Source organism: Cryobacterium zongtaii (assembly GCF_002909375.1).
In the GTDB taxonomy this organism is placed as follows: Bacteria; Actinomycetota; Actinomycetes; order Actinomycetales; family Microbacteriaceae; genus Cryobacterium; species Cryobacterium zongtaii.
The window spans coordinates 36,803-55,095 of the sequence record NZ_PPXD01000004.1 but is presented as its reverse complement, the minus strand read 5'-3'; the positions used below and the strand labels follow the sequence as shown (position 1 = coordinate 55,095).

18 protein-coding genes are annotated in these 18,293 nt (G+C 68.8%); 8 read left to right on the top strand and 10 right to left on the bottom strand.

Going from position 1 to position 18,293, the window contains the following annotated elements:
• Positions 1-27: 27 nt before the first annotated feature.
• Positions 28-873 (bottom strand): ABC transporter permease, encoded by an 846-nt coding sequence (locus C3B61_RS02120; RefSeq protein ID WP_103459382.1) that lies wholly within the window; start codon positions 871-873, stop codon positions 28-30.
• Positions 870-1,799 (bottom strand): ATP-binding cassette domain-containing protein, encoded by a 930-nt coding sequence (locus C3B61_RS02115; protein ID WP_103459381.1) that lies wholly within the window; start codon positions 1,797-1,799, stop codon positions 870-872. The genes C3B61_RS02120 and C3B61_RS02115 overlap by 4 nt, the downstream gene beginning before the upstream one ends.
• A gap of 212 nt (positions 1,800-2,011) precedes the next feature.
• On the opposite strand from C3B61_RS02115, the gene C3B61_RS02110 reads away from it, so the two are divergent.
• A complete protein-coding gene (locus C3B61_RS02110; RefSeq protein WP_088457383.1) occupies positions 2,012-2,713 on the top strand; it encodes a TetR/AcrR family transcriptional regulator in 702 nt (233 codons plus the stop codon).
• Between the two features lie 144 nt (positions 2,714-2,857).
• On the opposite strand, the gene C3B61_RS02105 is transcribed toward C3B61_RS02110, so the two are convergent.
• Both C3B61_RS02105 and purD read right to left on the bottom strand, forming a co-directional pair.
• Complete coding sequence (locus C3B61_RS02105; RefSeq protein WP_088457382.1) at positions 2,858-3,757, bottom strand: phosphoribosylaminoimidazolesuccinocarboxamide synthase; 900 nt, start codon at positions 3,755-3,757, stop codon at positions 2,858-2,860.
• Positions 3,757-5,025 carry a phosphoribosylamine--glycine ligase gene (gene purD / locus C3B61_RS02100; RefSeq protein ID WP_103459379.1) on the bottom strand — a complete coding sequence of 423 codons (1,269 nt, stop codon included), beginning with the start codon at positions 5,023-5,025 and terminating at the stop codon, positions 3,757-3,759. The genes C3B61_RS02105 and purD overlap by 1 nt, the downstream gene beginning before the upstream one ends.
• An 88-nt stretch (positions 5,026-5,113) precedes the next feature.
• Between purD and C3B61_RS02095 the strand changes: the two genes are divergently transcribed.
• A complete protein-coding gene (locus C3B61_RS02095) occupies positions 5,114-5,476 on the top strand; it encodes a sterol carrier family protein (RefSeq protein WP_103459378.1) in 363 nt (120 codons plus the stop codon).
• Between the two features lie 43 nt (positions 5,477-5,519).
• On the opposite strand, the gene C3B61_RS02090 is transcribed toward C3B61_RS02095, so the two are convergent.
• Positions 5,520-6,467 (bottom strand): ribokinase, encoded by a 948-nt coding sequence (locus C3B61_RS02090; protein ID WP_241990258.1) that lies wholly within the window; start codon positions 6,465-6,467, stop codon positions 5,520-5,522.
• Between the two features lie 39 nt (positions 6,468-6,506).
• Here C3B61_RS02090 and C3B61_RS02085 point away from each other — a divergent pair, with 39 nt between their 5' ends.
• The 3 genes from C3B61_RS02085 to purM are packed head-to-tail and all read left to right on the top strand — an operon-like array spanning position 6,507 to position 9,676.
• Positions 6,507-6,968 (top strand): hypothetical protein, encoded by a 462-nt coding sequence (locus C3B61_RS02085; RefSeq protein WP_103459377.1) that lies wholly within the window; start codon positions 6,507-6,509, stop codon positions 6,966-6,968.
• 15 nt (positions 6,969-6,983) lie between these two features.
• Positions 6,984-8,576 carry an amidophosphoribosyltransferase gene (gene purF / locus C3B61_RS02080; protein ID WP_103459376.1) on the top strand — a complete coding sequence of 531 codons (1,593 nt, stop codon included), beginning with the start codon at positions 6,984-6,986 and terminating at the stop codon, positions 8,574-8,576.
• Entirely contained in the window at positions 8,573-9,676 is a 1,104-nt protein-coding gene (gene purM, locus C3B61_RS02075; RefSeq protein ID WP_103459375.1) for a phosphoribosylformylglycinamidine cyclo-ligase, read from the top strand. Before purF ends, purM begins: the two co-directional genes overlap by 4 nt.
• Before the next feature lie 155 nt (positions 9,677-9,831).
• Here purM and C3B61_RS02070 read toward each other — a convergent pair whose 3' ends face one another.
• Positions 9,832-10,071, bottom strand: a complete 240-nt coding sequence (locus C3B61_RS02070) for a DUF3073 domain-containing protein (RefSeq protein ID WP_088457376.1) — start codon at positions 10,069-10,071, stop codon at positions 9,832-9,834.
• Positions 10,072-10,222: 151 nt separating this feature from the next.
• On the opposite strand from C3B61_RS02070, the gene C3B61_RS02065 reads away from it, so the two are divergent.
• The gene (locus C3B61_RS02065; RefSeq protein ID WP_103459374.1) at positions 10,223-11,308 is read left to right on the top strand and encodes an NAD(P)-binding domain-containing protein; all 1,086 of its coding nucleotides are present in this window, start codon (positions 10,223-10,225) and stop codon (positions 11,306-11,308) included.
• A 7-nt stretch (positions 11,309-11,315) separates the two neighbouring features.
• Here C3B61_RS02065 and C3B61_RS02060 read toward each other — a convergent pair whose 3' ends face one another.
• From C3B61_RS02060 to C3B61_RS02045, 4 genes are all read right to left on the bottom strand, one after another.
• On the bottom strand, positions 11,316-13,082 hold the full coding sequence (locus C3B61_RS02060; RefSeq protein ID WP_425266406.1) for an APC family permease: 1,767 nt from the start codon (positions 13,080-13,082) through the stop codon (positions 11,316-11,318).
• Positions 13,083-13,694: 612 nt separating this feature from the next.
• Positions 13,695-14,300, bottom strand: a complete 606-nt coding sequence (locus tag C3B61_RS02055; RefSeq protein WP_103459373.1) for a PadR family transcriptional regulator — start codon at positions 14,298-14,300, stop codon at positions 13,695-13,697.
• Entirely contained in the window at positions 14,297-15,169 is an 873-nt protein-coding gene (locus tag C3B61_RS02050; protein ID WP_103459372.1) for a DUF4097 family beta strand repeat-containing protein, read from the bottom strand. The genes C3B61_RS02055 and C3B61_RS02050 overlap by 4 nt, the downstream gene beginning before the upstream one ends.
• 117 nt (positions 15,170-15,286) lie before the next feature.
• On the bottom strand, positions 15,287-16,129 hold the full coding sequence (locus C3B61_RS02045; protein WP_341866758.1) for a CPBP family intramembrane glutamic endopeptidase: 843 nt from the start codon (positions 16,127-16,129) through the stop codon (positions 15,287-15,289).
• Positions 16,130-16,229: 100 nt separating this feature from the next.
• On the opposite strand from C3B61_RS02045, the gene C3B61_RS02040 reads away from it, so the two are divergent.
• Positions 16,230-17,444, top strand: coding sequence for a M20/M25/M40 family metallo-hydrolase (locus C3B61_RS02040; protein ID WP_103459371.1), 1,215 nt, complete (start codon positions 16,230-16,232; stop codon positions 17,442-17,444).
• An 80-nt stretch (positions 17,445-17,524) separates the two neighbouring features.
• Positions 17,525-18,280 carry a MerR family transcriptional regulator gene (locus C3B61_RS02035; protein ID WP_103459370.1) on the top strand — a complete coding sequence of 252 codons (756 nt, stop codon included), beginning with the start codon at positions 17,525-17,527 and terminating at the stop codon, positions 18,278-18,280.
• Positions 18,281-18,293: the final 13 nt, after the last annotated feature.

Below are 18,293 nucleotides of genomic sequence, written 5' to 3'. Positions count from 1 at the left end.
ACACCGGGCTGAGTCTTCGTGCGGCGATCAGGCGTCCCGGCGACGTAGCCGGATGGCGCCCAGCACGATGAAGACACCGGCCCAGACAACGGCGACCGTCAAGCCGGCAGCCGGGCTGACATACCCGTCGACGAGATCCAGGAACACTCCATCGGCATCAAGGGCGTTGCTCATGGCGTCGCCGGCCTTCGACATCGAGAGGAGGTGGAGGTTCCGCACCAGTGTTGACGCGGGGAGGACGGACAGCACCACCGGCAGCAGGAGGATCACCGAGAGGACTGTCGCGACGCTGGCAGCGACAGAGCGCAGCAACGTCCCGATGCCCAAGCCGAGGACAGCCGAGAGACCGACATACACGGATCCACCGATGAGGGCGAAGAACACCCCGGGGGCGGTCAACCCGATCTCGATCTCGAGGGCGGCGAACATCGGGTGCGTCACGGCCCACGAACCGAACAGGGCGACGAGCGCCGCGGACGTCGCGGTGCAAAACAGCACCATGGTCTTCGCGGCGAGCACGGTCACCCGGGACGGAACGGCGATCAGCGTCGAGTGAATGGTTCCGCTCGAGTACTCCCCGCTGATCACGAGCACCCCGAGAATCCCGGCAATGAGCTGCCCGAACAAGACAGTGCCGATCGTGATCTGATCGAGCGTGAACCCCACCGAGGGCCCTGTCGGCAATCCGGCGTCTTTCATGGTCATGGCCAAGAGGACGCTCACGCCGAGCCCGAAAACGATGATCGCGAGCACAAGCCCAACGGTCGAGCGAAGACTGGTGAGTTTGATGAACTCCGAACGCAGGACGCCGGCGAAACTCAGACTTTCCTGACCGGGGATGAAGGTCACACGCTGTTTGTCGATGGTGGTCATTGGTGGGCTCCTGTTGCTGCTGGATTCGACGAGCGGTATTCAACTTCTCCGGCGGTGAGGGCGATGTACGCCTCTTCGAGCGAGCCCGACACCGATGCGACCTCGTGCAGCACGACGCCGGCCGTGGACGCTGCGACGGCGACCTCTTCGGCGGTCATCCCCGAGATCTCGATCGCACCATCCGTCAGCATCGAGACGACGACACCAGGGCCGGCGATAGTTTTCACCAGGCGTTCTGCGTCATGCGTGCGCACGCGGGTCACCGAACGGGTGGCTCCCGAGATGATGTCCCCGATAGCCCCCTCCGCCAGGATCCTGCCGCGTCCGATCACGATGAGCCGGTCGGCGGTCTGCGCCATCTCGCTCATCAGGTGCGAGGAGAGGAGCACGGTGCGCCCCTCCGCCGCCAGGCTTCGCATGAGCGTCCGCACCCAGCGGACACCCTCGGGGTCCAGGCCGTTGACCGGTTCGTCGAGAATGATCGTCGCTGGATCCCCCAGCAGGGCGGTGGCGATTCCCAGCCGTTGGCCCATCCCGAGCGAGAATCCGCCGACGCGTCTACCGGCAACGGAGTCCAGCCCGGCCAGGCCGACGACCTCGCGCACCCGGGCCGCACCGATGCCGTGCGTCGCCGCAATGGAGAGCAGGTGCTTGTAGGCCGAGCGGCCGCTGTGAGCGGCCTTGGCGTCGAGCAAGACGCCGACCTCCCGGAGCGGTGCGCGGTGCTCATGGTACGGGCGTCCGTTCACTTCGACGCTGCCGGCGGTCGGCCGGTCGAGACCGACGATCATCTGCATCGTCGTGGACTTCCCCGCCCCGTTCGGACCGAGGAACCCGGTCACTCTGCCGGGCAGCACCTGGAAGTCGATCCCATCGACGGCGGTTCGTTGGCCATAGCGTTTCGTGAGCGTGCGTGCCTCAATCATGTGTGTTCTTTCGCATGCCAATCACGCTAGGAGCCCGGCGCGCGCACCACATCGGCCCACGGTCCACAGTTCGTGGCCGGCGCCCGGTACCCCAGTACTGGGTGCAGCCGGGCGGGCGGACCCGCCAGGCCGCTGGGCGCCGCCCCGCCGGCCCGGGTTGCGGGGAGGCTTCCCTCCGCGACCTCGCAGGAAGGGGATCTAGAATCGACCCCATGACTACCTCTGCCCGGCCCCCGCAGGACGCGTCCCAACCGCGGCGCCGCGACGCCCGGCAGAACCGGGAACGCCTCATCGACGAAGCCCGCAGCATGATCGCCGAGCACGGCGTCGACGCCTCGCTCGAAGAGATCGCCCGCCGCGCCGATGTGGGCGTTGCCACCCTGTACCGCAACTTTCCCACCCGCGACGACCTGGTCAGGGCCCTGTACGACATCGCCCTCGCCGAACTGTTCGCCGTGCGCGGCGAGATCGAGGCGGCACCGTCGGCCTGGGCGGGTGTGGTGCTCTACACCGAGCGCCTCGCCGAATGGCTGGTGGCTGACCCGTCGCTGCCGCCGATCCTCAAGCGGATGGCGACCATCGATCCCACGGCGCGGCCGTCAGTTGAGCTCGAGAGCTTCATCGCCGCCCTCGTGCTGCAGGCCAAGAAAGACGGCGAGTTGCGCCCGGATGTCGACTCGATGGACCTGGCCGTGCTCGTCACCATGATCGGGTCGCTGGGCACCCTCGGCGGCGGTTACACCGGCCAGTGGCGCCGGCAGCTCTCCCTCGTTCTCGACGGGCTGCGGATGCCGGAGAAGCCCCGCCCCAAGCTGCCCGGGCGACCGCTGAGCGTCAAGGAGTTCCAGGCCACGGTGCACGGCCTCACCCGCCGCGCCAAACGCGCCGCCCGAGGCTCCCGCTCCGCCACCTGATCCACCCGCCCCGGTCGGGCCCATGCCCACTGGCGGCACGTGTTGGTGCCCGCGGCAGGTGTAGTGCCCCGCGGCCCGTGTCTCAACCCGTGCCGCCGCAGACAACCCGTGCCGCCGGATCGACGGAGTGCCGCGAGGTCCCCGCTACGCGGCGGTCAGCAGCCCAAGCAGCTCCCGGTACCGGGCCGCGGTCTGCGCCACGATCTCGGCGGGCAGCTCCGGCGGGGTGCCGGTCTGGTCCCAGTTCGCGGCCAACCAGTCGCGCACGATCTGCTTGTCGAAGCTGGCCATGCGCTCACTGGGGGTGGCACCGTCCAGCCATCGCGCCGCATCCCAGTACCGGCTGGAGTCGCTGGTGAGCACCTCGTCGCCGAGAGTCAGCAGACCGGTGGCGCGGTCGGCGCCGAACTCGAACTTGGTGTCGGCCAGGATCACGCCGGCGGTTTCCGCGATCACGGAGGCCCGGTTGAAGATCTCCAGCGATGCGTCCCGCAGCGCCGCGGCCACGTCGGCGCCCACGAGCTCCACGGTGCGCTCGAACGAGATGTTCTCGTCGTGCTCGCCCATCGGGGCCTTCCACGCCGGCGTGTAGATCGGTTCGGGCAGCCTGTCGCCGTTCTGCAGGCCGTCGGGCAGCGGGATGCCGCAGACAGTCTGGCTGGCGACGTACTCGAGCCAGCCGGAGCCGGTGAGGTAGCCGCGCACGACGCACTCGATCGGGTACATGTCCAGGGTCTTGCAGAGCATCGCCCGGCCGGCGACGGCGGCGGGGATCAGGCTCGACGCATCAACCCGGTGGTCGGGCACGAGGTGGTTGGGAACGCCGTCGAGCTGGTCGAACCACCACAGGCTCAGGGTGGTGAGCAGTTCGCCCTTGCCGGGGATGCCCGGTTCGAGGACGTGGTCGAACGCGCTCACCCGGTCGCTGGCCACGACGAGGACCCGGTCGGCGTCGGCCAGGCCGGTCGCACCGTCCGGCACGTACAGGTCGCGCACCTTGCCCGAGTAGACGTGCTGCCAGCCCGCCAGGGCCAGAGCGGCCATCAGTTCGCGACCTTGGCGGCGATGTCTCCGCGGTGCTGAGAACCCTCGAGCCCGATCAACCCGACGGCCTCGTAGGCACGCGCGCGGGCCTCGGTGAAGTCGGCGCCAACGGCCACGACGCTGAGCACCCGGCCGCCGGTGGCGACCAGCGCCGAACCGTCCAGGGCGGTCGCGGCGTGCGCGATGGTCACACCGGTCACGGTCGCGGCCTCGGCCAGCCCGGTGATCACGCGGCCGGTCACGGGGGTCTCCGGGTAGTTCTCGCTGGCGATCACCACGGTCACGGCGGCGTCGGTGGAGAACTCCGGGCGGGGCAGCCCGGCCAGTTCCCCGGTCGAGGCGGCCAGCAGCAGGCCGGACAGTGGCGTCACCAGGCGCGGCAGCACCACCTGGGTCTCCGGGTCGCCGAAGCGTGCGTTGAATTCGATTACCCGGATGCCGGCATCCGTGAGAATCAGCCCGCAGTAGAGCAGCCCGATGAACGGGGTGTCCTCGGCGGCGAGCCGGCGTACGGTGGGCAGCGCGATCGTCTTGATGACCTCGTCGACGAAGGCGGTCTCGCTGCCGAAGCCGGCATCGAGCCAGGGCAGCGGCGAGTAGGCGCCCATGCCGCCGGTGTTGGGGCCCTCGTCATTGTCGGCGAGGCGCTTGTAGTCCTGGGCGGGGGAGAGCGGCAGCACGGTGTGGCCGTCGCTGAGGAAGAAGAGGGACACCTCCTGGCCGGAGAGGAACTCTTCGACGAGCACGGCGCCGTGCTGCAACCAACGCACCGCGTGGGCGAGGGCGTCATCACGGTCGGTGGTGACGAGCACACCCTTGCCGGCGGCCAGGCCGTCGGCCTTCACCACGTAGGGAGCACCGTACTCGTCGAGGGCGCCCTGCGCCTCGGCGAGGTTGCCTGCGCGCACGGCGCGGCCGGTGGGCACGCCGGCCTCGTCCATGATGCGCTTGGCGAAGGTCTTGCTGCCCTCGAGGGCGGCGGCGGCCTGGCCCGGGCCGAACACGGGGATACCGCGGGTGCGCAGGGCGTCGGCGACGCCGGCCACCAGCGGCGCCTCGGGCCCCACCACGACGAGGTCGATGTTGTGTTCCTGAGCGAAGTTCGTCACCACGTCTGAGTCGGTGGGATCAAGATCGACCACGGGCACGTCGGCGGCGATGCCGGCGTTGCCGGGGGCGGCGATCACGTGGGGTCGCGGCTCCTCACGCAGGAGGGCAGTGACGATGGCGTGCTCGCGGGCACCGGAACCGAGGACCAATATTCTCACCGGATCAGGCTACCCGGCGAACACGGTCGTGCGCACCCGAGCGCCTGCGGGGCGTCACAGAACCGTCAGGAGGCGGCAGACTGGGAGCATGGCACGCGCGAGGATCGATGACGGGTTGGGCAGAACCGCCGTGAAGGCGTACCTGGCCGACGAAGCGGGCGCGACCCGCGACACCCGAGCGCTCGCCGTGCGGTACACCCTGCAACTCCTCGCCGAGCAGGCCGAGGGCAACACCGTCGAGGTGAGGGTTCCCCCGTTCGGCGCCACCCAGTGCATCGCCGGCCCCCGGCACACCCGCGGCACCCCGCCCAACGTCGTCGAAACGGATGTCGCCACCTGGCTCGGCCTGGCCACCGGCACCCTGGCCTGGAGCGACGGTCTCGCCTCCGGCCGCATCCACGCCTCCGGGCAGCGCGCCGACCTCAGCGCGGAGCTGCCGCTGTACCCCTAGCCGCACCCCGTGCCCCGGATCGGCAACAGTTGCGGTGCGCGGCTCAGGCCAGGACGGCGCTGACCTCGGCCAGCGACGGCATCGAGCTGGTGGCGCCGTGTCTGGTCACCGAGATCGACGACGCCACGGTGGCCCAGCGCACGGCGTCGATCATCCGCTCCTCGGTGATGCCGGCGGCGGACACGGCGCCGGGCGACTGCACCGCAGCCAGTCGCGCCACCAGCGCGCCCACGAAGGTGTCGCCCGCGGCGGTCGTGTCCACGGCCGTGACCGGTCGGGCGGGTGCCAGCCCCAACACCGTGCCGTCGTAGGCGAGGATGCATCCCTCGGCGCCGAGGGTCACGATCGCCCAGGTGCGGGCGTTACTGAGCACCTCGGCGGCGCGGGCCGGATCGCTCTCACCGGTGAGTTCGGCGGCCTCGATCTGGTTGGGCACGACCAGGTCCACCGACGCCAGGAAACCCGCGGGCAACTCAACGACGGGCGCGGGGGTGAGCACTGTGAAGACGCCGTTCGCCCGGGCGATCGTGATGGCCGCCGCCAGCGCCGCCACCGGAAGTTCGCACTGCATCACCAGGAACGAGGCCCGCTGAATCGTCGATTCCTGCTCCGCGGTCAGCGCGGTCACCGTGGCGTTGGCGCCGGACACCACGACGATCGAGTTCTCGCCGGAGTCCACGACGGAGATGTGCGCGGTGCCCGTCGGCGCCGATACCTCGGCCAGGCCGACCGCACCGATGCCCTCGCCGGCCACGAGGTCCCGCAGCTCGCGGCCGTAGCCGTCCGCGCCGATGGCGCCGATGAAATCGATGTCGCCGCCCTGCCGGGCCGCGGCCACGGCCTGGTTCAGGCCCTTGCCGCCGGGCACGGTGCTGAAGCCGGTGCCGAACATCGTCTCGCCGGGCTTCGGTAGGCGGGGCTGGCGCACCACGAGGTCCATGTTGGCGCTGCCGAGCACGGCGATCCGGTTGGTCCTGCTGAAATCGTTCACCGGCCCAGTCTGACGGATGCCGCGTGCGACAATAGAAGCGTGAGCTCCGCAGATCAGCACGACGACGCCGAGACGCGACAGCCCGGCAGCGTCCAGCCAGCCGCGATCCGGCCCGGCCCTGCCGTCGTCGCCGGAACCCCGGTACCCGTCGAACCCACCGAGACCGTCGTGTCGGAGGACACTCTCGTTGTTCGTCGGTCGCCCAGGTACACCAGCTTCATGATCGTCGGTGCCGTCGTCGGCGCCCTCCTGGCCCTGCTGCTCACCGTGATCTATCCGCGGAACGCCGACTTCGATCCGGCCCAGGTCTTCGGATTCCTGCTGCTGGGCGGCGTCGCGATCGGTGTCGCGGTCAGCTGCCTCGTCGCCATGGTGCTCGATCGAATCGTGGGTCGCTCCTCAACCACGGTCGTCGTCGATAGACTTGACGCGAACTCAACACGCGCCTTCGAGAATGCGGATCCTGGATCCGACCCCCAACCTTCCAACGAGAATTCCTAGTAAAGGGGCTGCGGCTTGCCCGGTGGCGACGGACGACTGAATCATGATCTTCTTCCTGGCGAGAAGGGTCCGCAGGATGCCTGTGGAGTCTTCGGTGTCTGGGCTCCGGGCGAAGAAGTAGCCAAGCTCAGCTACTTCGGCCTGTACGCCCTGCAGCACCGCGGCCAGGAATCGGCGGGTATCGCGACCAGCGACGGCTCGAAGATCCTCATCTACAAGGACATGGGCCTGGTCTCCCAGGTCTTCAACGAGGCCTCGCTCAGCACCCTGCTCGGCCACCTCGCGGTGGGGCACACCCGCTACTCCACCACCGGGTCGTCGAGCTGGCAGAACGCCCAGCCAACCCTCGGCCGCACCGCAGCCGGCACCGTCGCGCTCGGCCACAACGGCAACCTCACCAACACCGCCGAGCTGCTCGAGCTGGTGCGCGAGCGCTACCCCAAGGTCGACGGCGAACTGGCCCGCGGCAACACCACCGACACGGCGGTGATCACCGCCCTGCTCACCGGCGACCTCGACCACACCCTCGAAACCACCGCCATGGAGGTGCTCCCGCGCCTGCGCGGCGCCTTCTGCCTGGTCTTCATGGACGAAACCACCCTCTACGCCGCCCGCGACCCGCAGGGCGTGCGCCCGCTGGTGCTCGGCCGGCTCGAGCGCGGCTGGGTCGTCGCCTCCGAAACGGCCGCCCTCGACATCGTCGGCGCCAGCTTCGTGCGGGAGGTCGAACCCGGTGAGCTGATCACCATCGACGAGGACGGCCTGCGCAGCCAGCGATTTGCCGAGGTCAAGCGCGCCGGATGCGTGTTCGAGTACGTCTACCTCGCCCGGCCCGACACCACCATCGCCGGCCGCGGCGTGCACGAAGCCCGCGTCGAGATGGGCCGCCAGCTCGCCGCCGAGTATCCCGTCGAAGCCGACCTCGTCATCCCCACCCCCGAGTCCGGCACCCCCGCGGCAATCGGCTACGCCCAGGCATCCGGCATACCGTTCGGCCAGGGGCTGGTCAAGAACACCTACGTGGGGCGCACCTTCATCCAGCCGTCGGAAACCATCCGCCAGCGCGGCATCAAGCTCAAGCTCAACCCGCTCAAGGCCGTGATCAAGGGCAAGCGGTTGATCGTCGTCGACGACTCCATCGTTCGCGGCAACACCCAGCGCGCCCTGGTCAGCATGCTCCGCGAGGCCGGCGCCGCCGAGGTGCACGTGCGCATCTCCAGCCCGCCGATCACCTGGCCGTGCTTCTACGGCATCGACTTCGCCTCGCGTGCGGAACTCATCGCCACCGGCCTCGGTGTCGATGAGGTGCGGCAGGCCATCGGCGCCGACTCGCTCGGCTACCTCTCGGAGGACGGCATGATCGCCGCCACCGAGCAGCCGCGAGAGAGCCTGTGCACAGCCTGCTTCACCGGCGTGTACCCGATCAAGCTGCCCGAGACCCAGCACCTGGGCAAGAACCTCCTCGAGCGCGACTTCTCCACCTCCGACGGATGCGATCCAGGTCCCGACGCCGAGTTCGAGAGCGTGCTCACCCCTGACCCGGAGCGAGCCACCGTGCTCATCGAACACGGTCAGGTCCCGTTCGGCGATCCCGGAAGACCAGAATGAGCAACGCAAGCTACGCCGCCGCCGGAGTCGACACCCATGCGGGTGACCTCGCGGTGTCCCTGATGAAAACCGCCGTCTCGGCCACCCACGGTCCAGAGGTGCTCGGCGGCTTCGGCGGTTTCGCCGGTCTCTACGACGTCTCGTTCCTCACCGGCTTCACACGCCCGCTGCTGGCCACCTCGACGGATGGCGTCGGCACCAAGGTCGCCATCGCCCAGGCGCTCGACAAGCACGACACCATCGGCCAGGACCTGGTGGGCATGGTCGTCGACGACATCATCGTCGTCGGCGCACGCCCCCTGTTCATGACCGACTACATCGCCTGCGGCAAGGTCGTCCCCGAGCGCATCGCGTCCATCGTCGAGGGCATCGCCAAGGCCTGCGCCTCCACCGGCACCGCCCTCGTCGGCGGGGAGACCGCCGAACACCCGGGCCTGCTCGGACCCGACGACTACGACGTGGCGGGAGCCGCGACGGGTGTCGTCGAGGCCGACCAGGTTCTCGGCGCCGAGCGCGTGCAGTCGGGCGACGTCGTCATCGCGATGGCCTCCTCCGGTCTGCACTCCAACGGTTTCTCCCTGGTGCGGCATATCCTCGCCCAGCGCGGCATCGGCTACACCGACACCTCCGCCGAGCTCGGCGGGGTCGTCGGTGAGGCGCTGCTCGAGCCCACCCGGCTCTACACCGGTCCGCTGCTCAGCGTGCTTTCCGACCCCGAACTGGCCGGCGTTGTGCACTCGCTCAGCCACGTCACCGGTGGCGGCATCGCCGCCAACCTGGCCCGGGTGCTGCCAGTGGGCAGCTGGGTCGAGGTCGACAGGTCCACCTGGTCACCTCCTGCGGTCTTCAGGGTGCTCGGCGACATGGCCGGCTCCACGCTGGAGAGCGCAGAAGGCACCTGGAACCTTGGCGTGGGCATGTTCGCCGTCGTCGCGGCACACGCCGCGTCATCCGTGATCGCCCGCCTGCAAAACGAAGGCATCCCGTCCTGGGTCGCCGGCCGAGTCTCGATGGCGCCGCACGACCTCACCGGTTTCGAGCAGGGAGCCAAGGGCGTCAACGGCGGGGCCGTTCGCCTGGTCGGCGGCTACGCCGCCTGACCCCGTCTCACCCGGCCACCGGGCGCGACAACGGACCGCCCCGAGGCAACTGCCTGGGGGCGGAACCGACGCTGAGAGTTGCCCGGGAAGCGGTCGACGGGCGCGCCAACACGACAGCCGCGCACGAGAACGTGCGCGGCTGATCGAGAAACGGGCTAGGCGCGCTTCTTCTCGTCTTCGGTGTCGTAGTGGTCGACATAGTCGTCCGACTCGTCCGACGTCGTCTTGTTCGCTTCGTACTCCGGCCACTTGGCCAGGTCCTCGTCGAGCCGCGGGTCGGTCACCGGATGCCCGGTGAGCTCGCGTTCGAGCGCGTTGTAGTTGGTGTCCGGGCTGAAGTACTTCAGCTCGCGGGCAACCTTGGTGTGCTTTGCTTTTTGACGGCCGCGCCCCATGCGTGACCCCCTAACGATGCCAGGCCGGGTGAGTGATGAGTCACCCGGGAGTTGCCGAACGGAATAGTGAAATCTAGCCGCTAGTTTAGCATGGTGGGCCTCTCGCCCCGATGCCGCGGTTCCGCGGTCAGAACCCCAGGGAAGAGGACGCATGGTGAACGCCACGGCTGTGCCGGTGGTGATCATCGGTTCCGGCCAGGCCGGACTCTCCGTGGCGTACCACCTCAAGCGGTTCGGGCTCACGGCGGGGCGTGATTTCGTGATCTTCGACCGCGGTGCGGATGCCGGTGGCGCCTGGCAATACCGCTGGGAGTCTCTGCGCCTCGGCGCTGCTCACAGGGTCAACGACCTCCCCGGCCTGAACGAGCTCGGCCTGAGCTTCGAGACCGCCGACCGTTCCCGGCCCGCGCGGGACGTGGTGAGCGAGTACTACCGACGTTTCGAGGAGCATTTTGAACTCAACGTCGTGCGCCCGGTCTCAGTTCAGTCGGTGTTCAACCGACGAGCCGACCTCGTCGTGCGCACAACATCCCCGGTCTACGGCGAGCGGGAGACCCTCGCCGGCTTGCTGGTCAATGCCACCGGCACCTGGGGCGCACCGTTTGTGCCGCACTACCCGGGCGCCGGGCGGTTCGCCGGCCGCCAGCTGCACACCACGGGCTTCAGGGATGCCGCCGAATTCGCCGGTCAGCGGGTCGTTGTGGTCGGTGGCGGCACCTCCGCGATCGGCTTCATGCTCGAGCTGGAGGGTGTCGCGGCGAGCCTGACCTGGGCCTCGCGTCGCCCGATCGATTGGGTGCACACCGAGCATCTTGATCTCGAGGGGGCATCGGCCGCGGTGGCCATGCAGGACGACGCCGCCCGCAATGGCCGCGCGCTGCCGAGCATCGTCAGCGGCACCGGCGTGCCGGTCAGCCGACGCATCCAGGGCGGTATCGATAGGGGCACCCTGGTGGCGCGGCCGATGTTCGTCGGTCTGGAGCCGACCGGGGTGCGGTGGGCGGACGGCTCCGTCACCGAAGCGGACGCGATCATCTGGGCCACCGGGTTCCGGCCGGAGCTGCGCCACCTGGCACCGCTCAAGCTGCGAGACCAGGCGGGCGGGCTCGTGGTCGGCGCCGGCTCCTCCTGGACGGACCCGCGGATCTTCCTGGCCGGCTACGGGCCACAGGCCAGCACCATCGGCGCCCGACGGGCCGGCCGGACCATTGCTCGGCAGGTCTTCGCCCTGCTCTGACGCGTGCCTACTTGCGCTTGCGCCGGTTCGGGTTGACCGGCCGGGGCCGCGGCTTCATCGGCGGGCTGGCCGGGCTCGACTTGGGGCCGACATCCTCTGTCTGCACTGCCACGCTCGTCGTGTCCATGCCCGCCGGAGCGAGGGGCTTGCGCGGGATCGGGTGCGAGCGCACGGGCTCACCGCGACGCTCCTGGCCGGGGATCGGTCGGGACCTGCGCCCGTAGATGAGCTCGGAGGAGTCCAGCAGCCACGGCACCAGCGCTATGGTCACGCCGTGCACGAGCATCAGCTTCTGGCGCAGTCGGCGGGCCTTGTGGTTGTGCAGCAGCGACTCCCACCAGTGCCCGACGATGTAGATCGGCGTGTACACGGTGACAACCTCGGAGCCGTACTCCTCGCGGCGGTCCTTGATGTAACAGATCAGCGGCCAGCTGATGTCGCGGTACGGCGACGCCACGATGTTCAACGGCACCTGGATGTTCTGCTTGGCCCAGTCGATGATGAGGTCCTCGGTCTCCTCCTCGTCGATCGACACGTGCACGGCCTCCAGGCTCACGTGCCTGGCCGCGATGGCGTAGTCGAGGGCCTTGAGCACGGGCTTCTGCATCTTGCCCACGAGCACGATGGCGTGGTCGCCCTGCGAACCGAACGTTGTGATCGGGTCGACCTCGATCTCCTTGGCCACGTCGCGGTAGTACCGGTTCACGCCGATCATCAGCACGAACAGGATCGGCATCATCAGGAACACCAGCCAGGCGCCATGGGTGAACTTGGTGATCGTGACGACGATCAGCACCACGCCGGTGAGCGCGGCCCCGAAACCGTTGATCGAGAGGCTCCGGATGATCGAACCCCGGTTGGGCGGATCCGTCTTCAACAGGGTCAGCCAGTGCTTCACCATGCCGGTCTGGCCGATGGTGAACGACACGAAAACGCCGATGATGTAGAGCTGGATCAGCACCGTGAGGTTGGCCTGGTAGATCACGATGATCACGATGGCGGCCAGAGCGAGCAGCACAACGCCGTTCGAGTAGATCAGCCGGTCGCCGCGGGTGCTCAGCGACTTGGGCGCGTAGGAGTCGCGGGCCAGCACGCTGCCGAGCAGCGGGAACCCGTTGAAGGCCGTGTTCGCGGCCAGCAGCAGGATCAGGGCCGTTGCGCCCTGCAGGATGAAGAACATCAGCGAGTTGTTGCCGAAGGTGGCCGCAGCGATCTGGGCGATCAGGCTGCGCTGGGGCTGGGTCTCGCACTCCGCCCAGCCGATCAGGTCGCAGGGGTTCTCCGCGTAGTGCACCTTGGAGAACAGCGCCAGCGCGGTGAGCCCCACGAACAGCACAATGGCGATGCCGCCCATCAGGGTCAGGGTGATCTGGGCGTTCTTGATCTTGGGGCGCTTGAAGGCCGGTACGCCGTTGGCGATGGCTTCCACGCCGGTCAGGGCGCTACATCCGCTGGCGAAGGAGCGCAGCAGTAGCAGGATGAACGCCGTCTGGGCGAGGTTGTGGGCCTCCACCTCGAATCCCGCCGACTCCGCGACCGGCGCGTCGCCCAGGGCCACACGGCCCAGGCCGACGACGATCATCAGCAGCACACTGCCGATGAACAGGTAGGTGGGCAGAGCGAAGGCCTTGCTCGACTCGGCGACTCCCCGCAGGTTGACGGCGGCGAGCACGATGACAAAAAGCACGGCCAGTTCCACCCGTAGTGGTGCCAGCCCGGGCAGCGCCGAGATGATGTTGTCCACGCCGCTGGACACCGAGACCACGACGGTCATCACGTAGTCCACGAGCAGGGCGGATGCGACGACGANAGTCCACGAGCAGGGCGGATGCGACGACGAGGCCGGCCTTCTCGCCGAGATTCTTGGAGGCGACTTCGTAGTCGCCACCACCGTTGGGGTAGGCCTTGATGAGTTGCCGGTAGGAGGCCACCACCACCACCAGGAGCAGCACGACCACGGCCGCGACCCAGGGTGCGAAGCTCAGGAAGGCGAGCCCGCCGAGGGTCAGGATCATCAGCAGTTCCTGCGGAGCGTACGCGACGCTGGACAGCGGGTCGCTGGCGAAAATCGGCAGCGCCAGGTGCTTCGGAAGCAGCTGCCCGTCCAGGTGTTCGCTGGCGAGCGGTTCGCCGATTATCCACCGTTTCGGTGATCGGGCTTCAGGTGCTGGGGGGTTCCCCTCTGGTGTCACGAGGGACGACACTACTCCGATGCACCTCGCTGTCAAGTTGTCGGCACATTGACAGGATCAGCCGGGCGTTTTCGCAGCTGAAGTCCGGTCGATCGTTCGCATCGTTCCGGCTGATGGGCGCGCAGTTCCGCACGCTGTGCCTGGGGAGTCCGGGCCTCCACCGTGCGTCCGGACTCTCCCAGCTGCCGCGCAGGTTACCGCGTGAGCGAGTCGCGGATGCTGGCACGCACGGCGTCGAGCTGGCGCCGCAGTTCCGGCACGGTGTCGGCCGGCATCGTCGAACGGTAGGCCTGGCGGCGCAGGTCGGCGCGCACCTGCTGCCGGAACTCGTTGAGCACCATGTCGGCCTCCCTCAGCGCCAGGTTCGCGTCGCCGGTGGGGCGGGCGTCCGCCGTGGACTTCGTCGGCTCTGGTGGCTTCTGGCGGGCGGCCGAGGCCAGGTCGGCGCGCAGGCTCTTCATGGCCTCGGTGACCCCCGTACGGACCTCGTCGGCGAGGCGACGCACCGAGTCGGTGACCTCGCTCTCGATATTGGCCAGGTCGTCGGCGCGGGCGGCGAGCTCGGCGCGGCCGGCGTCGGTGATCTCGTACACGGTCTTGCGGTCGCCGGCCGTCTTGGTGACCAGACCCTCCTCCTCGAGCTTTGCCAGGCGCGGGTAGATGGTCCCGGCGCTCGGGCTGTAGGTGCCGCCGAAGCGGTCGCTCAATGCCTGGATGAGCTCGTAGCCGTGCCGAGGACGCTCGGCAAGCAGGCTCAGCAGGTAGAGGCGCAGGCTGCCATGGGCGAAGATCGGGGTCATGATGACGCTCCGTCACCCGCGGTGTCGGTGCTGCCGGCCGTGCTGCCCGCGTCGTTGACGCCGGCGCCGTGGCGGCGGATGACCGAGATGTTTCCGGATACCGAGTTCGCGCGCAGGTCGAGCCAGGCACCGTCGAGGTTGCCGGTGCTGCCGTCGTACCCCTTGCCGAGGGTGCCGCGGATGGTCTGGTTGTCCAGCTGCAGGGTGCCGGAGACGGTGTTGATCTTGTAGCGGGTCGGCACGTCGGCGCCGATGCGAACGGTCAGGCTGCCGCTGACGAGGTTGGTGGAGACCTGGTCTGGCACGCCGTCGATATCGAGGAAGACAGCGCTCGTGACGCCGTCGACGGTGAACCGGCCGATGTCGCCGCTCGCGGTGACGTCGCCGGATACAGTGTGCGCCACGATGTTGCCGGTGTGATTGCGAACCGACATCTCCCCGTTCACGCCGTTGAGCTCGAGGTCGCCGATGATGTCGTCGACCACGAGGTCGCCGGAGACCGTGCTGAGCTTGGCGTCATTGCGCAGCCCCGTTACGAGGGCGTCAGCCGTGACGACGCCGAATTTCATGGCGACATCGCGGGGGACGGTGATGCTCACCTCGGCCTTGGCGCTGCCGCGGAAGGAGGCGAACACGTCGATGAAGTTGTCCCAGCGCAGCTGGGGGTGATCGATCTCGAGGGTGTCATCGACCACCGAGATCTTGAGGTCCTTGCCCGAGACGCTGTGCACCTCGATGCGCGCGCCCGGTTCGTCGCTGCCGATCACGTCGACTTTTCCGCCGATCAGGCCCACTTTGAGCGAGCGAACCAGCTCAACATCGATGACCTTCGTCTGCCCGGGGGCGACGAGCCATTTTTCCTGCGTCATAGTCTTCTCCTTCGCGATATATCGCGTTCAATGCATCTCAAGATATATCGCGTCTTGACGCCCGGCAAGGCCCTCACGGCAAATCCGAAGGTAGCCCGGCCAGCCCGACCAGTCCGGTCAGTAGGGGAAGATCGTCAGCCAGTCGCGGTTGTGGGCGTGCACCAGCACGAGGAACACCGCGAGGTCGAAGAGCAGGTGTACGCAGACCACGTAGGTCAGCGATTTCGTGATCGAGAAGGTGTAGCCCTGCAGCAGGGCGAAAGGGATCGTCAACAGGGGCCCCCAGCTGCGGTAGCCGAGTTCCCACAGGAACGAGACGAAGATCACCATCTGCAGGAGGTTCGCCGTCCAGAAGGAGAAGTGCCGCCTGAACAGGGCGAACACAGTGCAGATGAAGAACAGTTCGTCCCAGATGCCCACGAACCCCACGCCAACGAAAAGCCGGCCGAGCTCGTCGGGCGCGCTGATGCTCGGCCAATTCAAGTAGGCGCCGGAGCGGATGAAATAGCTCGGCAGAATGAGGTACCCCAGCAGCAGCACACCCACCAGGTACCAGCGTTCCAGGGTGGTCCAGCGCTGCCCGGTCTTGATAGGGAACCAGACCTGGCGGTCCCCGAAGGCGCGCCGTGAGATGAGGTACGGCACGGCCACCGCGGCCGAGAGCACCACCCCCATCAGCGCCATGTTGGGATAACTGATGTCGGCCTCGACCGAGATGGTGCTGATGATCAGGAGCCCGACCGCGATGAGGAGCAGGTCGCGGAACAGCGCCCGGTCCACCAGCACGGCCACGAGCAGGGCCGCCGCGAGCGTGGCGTAGCCGGGCAGCGGCATCCGCAGTGCGAACAACAGCACCGCCGAGGTCGAAATCAGTGCCGCTGCCAGCAGGCGAAGCGGCGCGTTCGCGGATGCCCGCTCCGGCGTCGCCGGAGCATCCACGGCGGCTTCGTCTCCCATCATGCAATTCTGGCCGAAACCATCGCCAGGGTAAACAGTGCTCCGCCCGGCCGCCGGGGGAGGCCCCCTGCCGGACCGGGCCATCGGGCACTAGGTTCGGTGAATGGCGACGAACCCTTCTCACGAGCCGGGCCCGACCGGCGCCCTCGAACCCGGCTCGCTCGAGCCGGGTGACAACGGTCACCTGGATCCCGTCGTGCTGGCCGCCCGCCTCATCGCCATCGATTCCACCAACCCCGACCTCTGCCCGGACGGCGCCGGCGAGGCCGAGATCGCCGACTGGTGCGCGCAGTGGCTGGCCGCGCGAGGTTTCGAGGTGCATCGGCTGGAGGAACGTACCGGCCGGCCGTCCATCGTCGGCATCAAGCGCGGCACCGGCGATGGTGCCTCCCTGATGCTCAACGCCCACCTCGACACCGTCGGGGTCGACGGCTACGAGGGCGACCCGTTCTCCGGCGCCCGGCACTCCGACCGGGTGCACGGTCGCGGTGCCTTCGATACCAAGGGAGGCCTGGCCGCCGTCCTGGTCGCCGCGCACCGGGCCACCCTCACGCCGCTGGCCGGCGATCTGCTGGTGACGCTGGTGGCCGACGAAGAATTCGGCAGCCTGGGCACCGAGGAGGTGCTGCGGCGGTTCACCGCCGACGCGGCCATCGTCGTGGAGCCGAGCGAGCTCAGCCTCACCGTCTGCCACCGCGGTTTCGCCTGGTTCGAGCTCACCCTGCACGGGCGGGCGGCCCACGGGTCGATGCCCGGCCAGGGCGTCGACGCCATCCGGCATGCCGGCCTGGTGCTTCAGGGCCTCGATGAGCTCCGGGCCGGCATTGAGCAGAAACCCGCGCACCCGCTGCTCGGCCACGGCAGCGTCCGGGTCGCCACGATCACCGGCGGTACGGATGCCGCGACCGTCGCCGCGAGTGCCACCCTCACCATCGAGCGGCGCACGCTGCCCGGCGAGACCCCGGAGCTGATCGAGGCCGAGCTGCGGCGCCTCCTCGACCGCCTGGCCCGTGACACCGCCGACTTCCGCTACGACCTCACCCGTCTCGTCGCCCGCGGCGCATTCGAGGCCGATCCAAACTGGCCCATCGTGCGCCTGCTCGACGAGCAGGCCGAACGGGTGCTCGGCCACGCTGTCGTGCAGAGGGGCGAGCCGTTCTGGACCGACGCCGGCCTGGTCCGGGAGGCCGGCATCCAGTGCCTGCTGTTCGGGGTCGACGGCGCCGGAGCGCACGCCCCTGTCGAGTGGGCCACGGAGTCGTCGATCCATCAGGTCGCCGAGATCCTCGAAGACACCATCGTCGCATTCTGCGGTTGACATTGACGTAGCGTCAAGAATTATCCTGGACGTCGCCGGGCGGCCCGCCCGACGCCGCTACCGAAAGGACCGCGACACCGATGGACCACTCGATCCAGGACATCGCCCGGTTGGCCGGAACCACGAGCCGCACCCTGCGCCACTACGGCGCCGAGGGGCTGCTCCCACCGAGCCGGATCGCAGCCAACGGCTACCGCTACTACGACGACCGGGCGCTCGTGCGGCTGCAACGCATCCTGTTGCTGCGCGCGCTGGGCCTCGGGCTGCCGGCGATTCGTGAGGTGCTCGACCTTGAGACCGACGAAGCGGCGGCCCTGCGATCGCACCTCGGCTGGCTCGAGCAGGAGCAACACAGGTTGCAGCGTCAGATCCGGTCGGTGCAGACCACCATCACAGCTTTGGAGAGGAAGGACCAGCTCATGGCAGAGGCGATGTTCGACGGCTTCGACCACACCACTCATAAGGAGGAGGTCGAACAGCGCTGGGGAGCCGACGCCTACGCCGGCGGCGACAGGTGGTGGCGGGGCATGAGCCCCGCGCAACGTGCCCAGTGGCAGGCGACGACCGCCGCGCTCCAGGCCGACTGGCAGGATGCCGCCGCGCGACGGATCGCTCCCGCCGGTGCCGAGGCGCAGGAATTAGCCCGGCGGCACGTGGAGTGGCTCGACGGTGTGCCCGGCATCCCGCGAGAGAACGGCCACCCGGCCGCCGCCTACGTGCGCGGGCTCGGCGAGATGTACGTCGCCGACGACAGATTCGCGGCCCACTACGGCGGCCAGGCCGGGGCCGGCTTCGTGCGTGACGCCCTAGCGGCCCACCTGGACCGCACCCTCTAACGAGGCGGCGTTC

Bases quoted from the DNA above. Each gene is read 5' to 3' on its own strand.
- C3B61_RS02120 (WP_103459382.1), bottom strand. From the start codon at position 873: ATGACCACCATCGACAAACAGCGTGTGACCTTCATCCCCGGTCAGGAA.
- C3B61_RS02115 (WP_103459381.1), bottom strand. From the start codon at position 1,799: ATGATTGAGGCACGCACGCTCACGAAACGCTATGGCCAACGAACCGCC.
- C3B61_RS02110 (WP_088457383.1), top strand. From the start codon at position 2,012: ATGACTACCTCTGCCCGGCCCCCGCAGGACGCGTCCCAACCGCGGCGC.
- C3B61_RS02105 (WP_088457382.1), bottom strand. From the start codon at position 3,757: ATGGCCGCTCTGGCCCTGGCGGGCTGGCAGCACGTCTACTCGGGCAAG.
- C3B61_RS02095 (WP_103459378.1), top strand. From the start codon at position 5,114: ATGGCACGCGCGAGGATCGATGACGGGTTGGGCAGAACCGCCGTGAAG.
- purM (WP_103459375.1), top strand. From the start codon at position 8,573: ATGAGCAACGCAAGCTACGCCGCCGCCGGAGTCGACACCCATGCGGGT.
- C3B61_RS02070 (WP_088457376.1), bottom strand. From the start codon at position 10,071: ATGGGGCGCGGCCGTCAAAAAGCAAAGCACACCAAGGTTGCCCGCGAG.
- C3B61_RS02065 (WP_103459374.1), top strand. From the start codon at position 10,223: ATGGTGAACGCCACGGCTGTGCCGGTGGTGATCATCGGTTCCGGCCAG.
- C3B61_RS02060 (WP_425266406.1), bottom strand. From the start codon at position 13,082: ATGACCGTCGTGGTCTCGGTGTCCAGCGGCGTGGACAACATCATCTCG.
- C3B61_RS02055 (WP_103459373.1), bottom strand. From the start codon at position 14,300: ATGACCCCGATCTTCGCCCATGGCAGCCTGCGCCTCTACCTGCTGAGC.
- C3B61_RS02050 (WP_103459372.1), bottom strand. From the start codon at position 15,169: ATGACGCAGGAAAAATGGCTCGTCGCCCCCGGGCAGACGAAGGTCATC.
- C3B61_RS02045 (WP_341866758.1), bottom strand. From the start codon at position 16,129: ATGATGGGAGACGAAGCCGCCGTGGATGCTCCGGCGACGCCGGAGCGG.
- C3B61_RS02040 (WP_103459371.1), top strand. From the start codon at position 16,230: ATGGCGACGAACCCTTCTCACGAGCCGGGCCCGACCGGCGCCCTCGAA.
- C3B61_RS02035 (WP_103459370.1), top strand. From the start codon at position 17,525: ATGGACCACTCGATCCAGGACATCGCCCGGTTGGCCGGAACCACGAGC.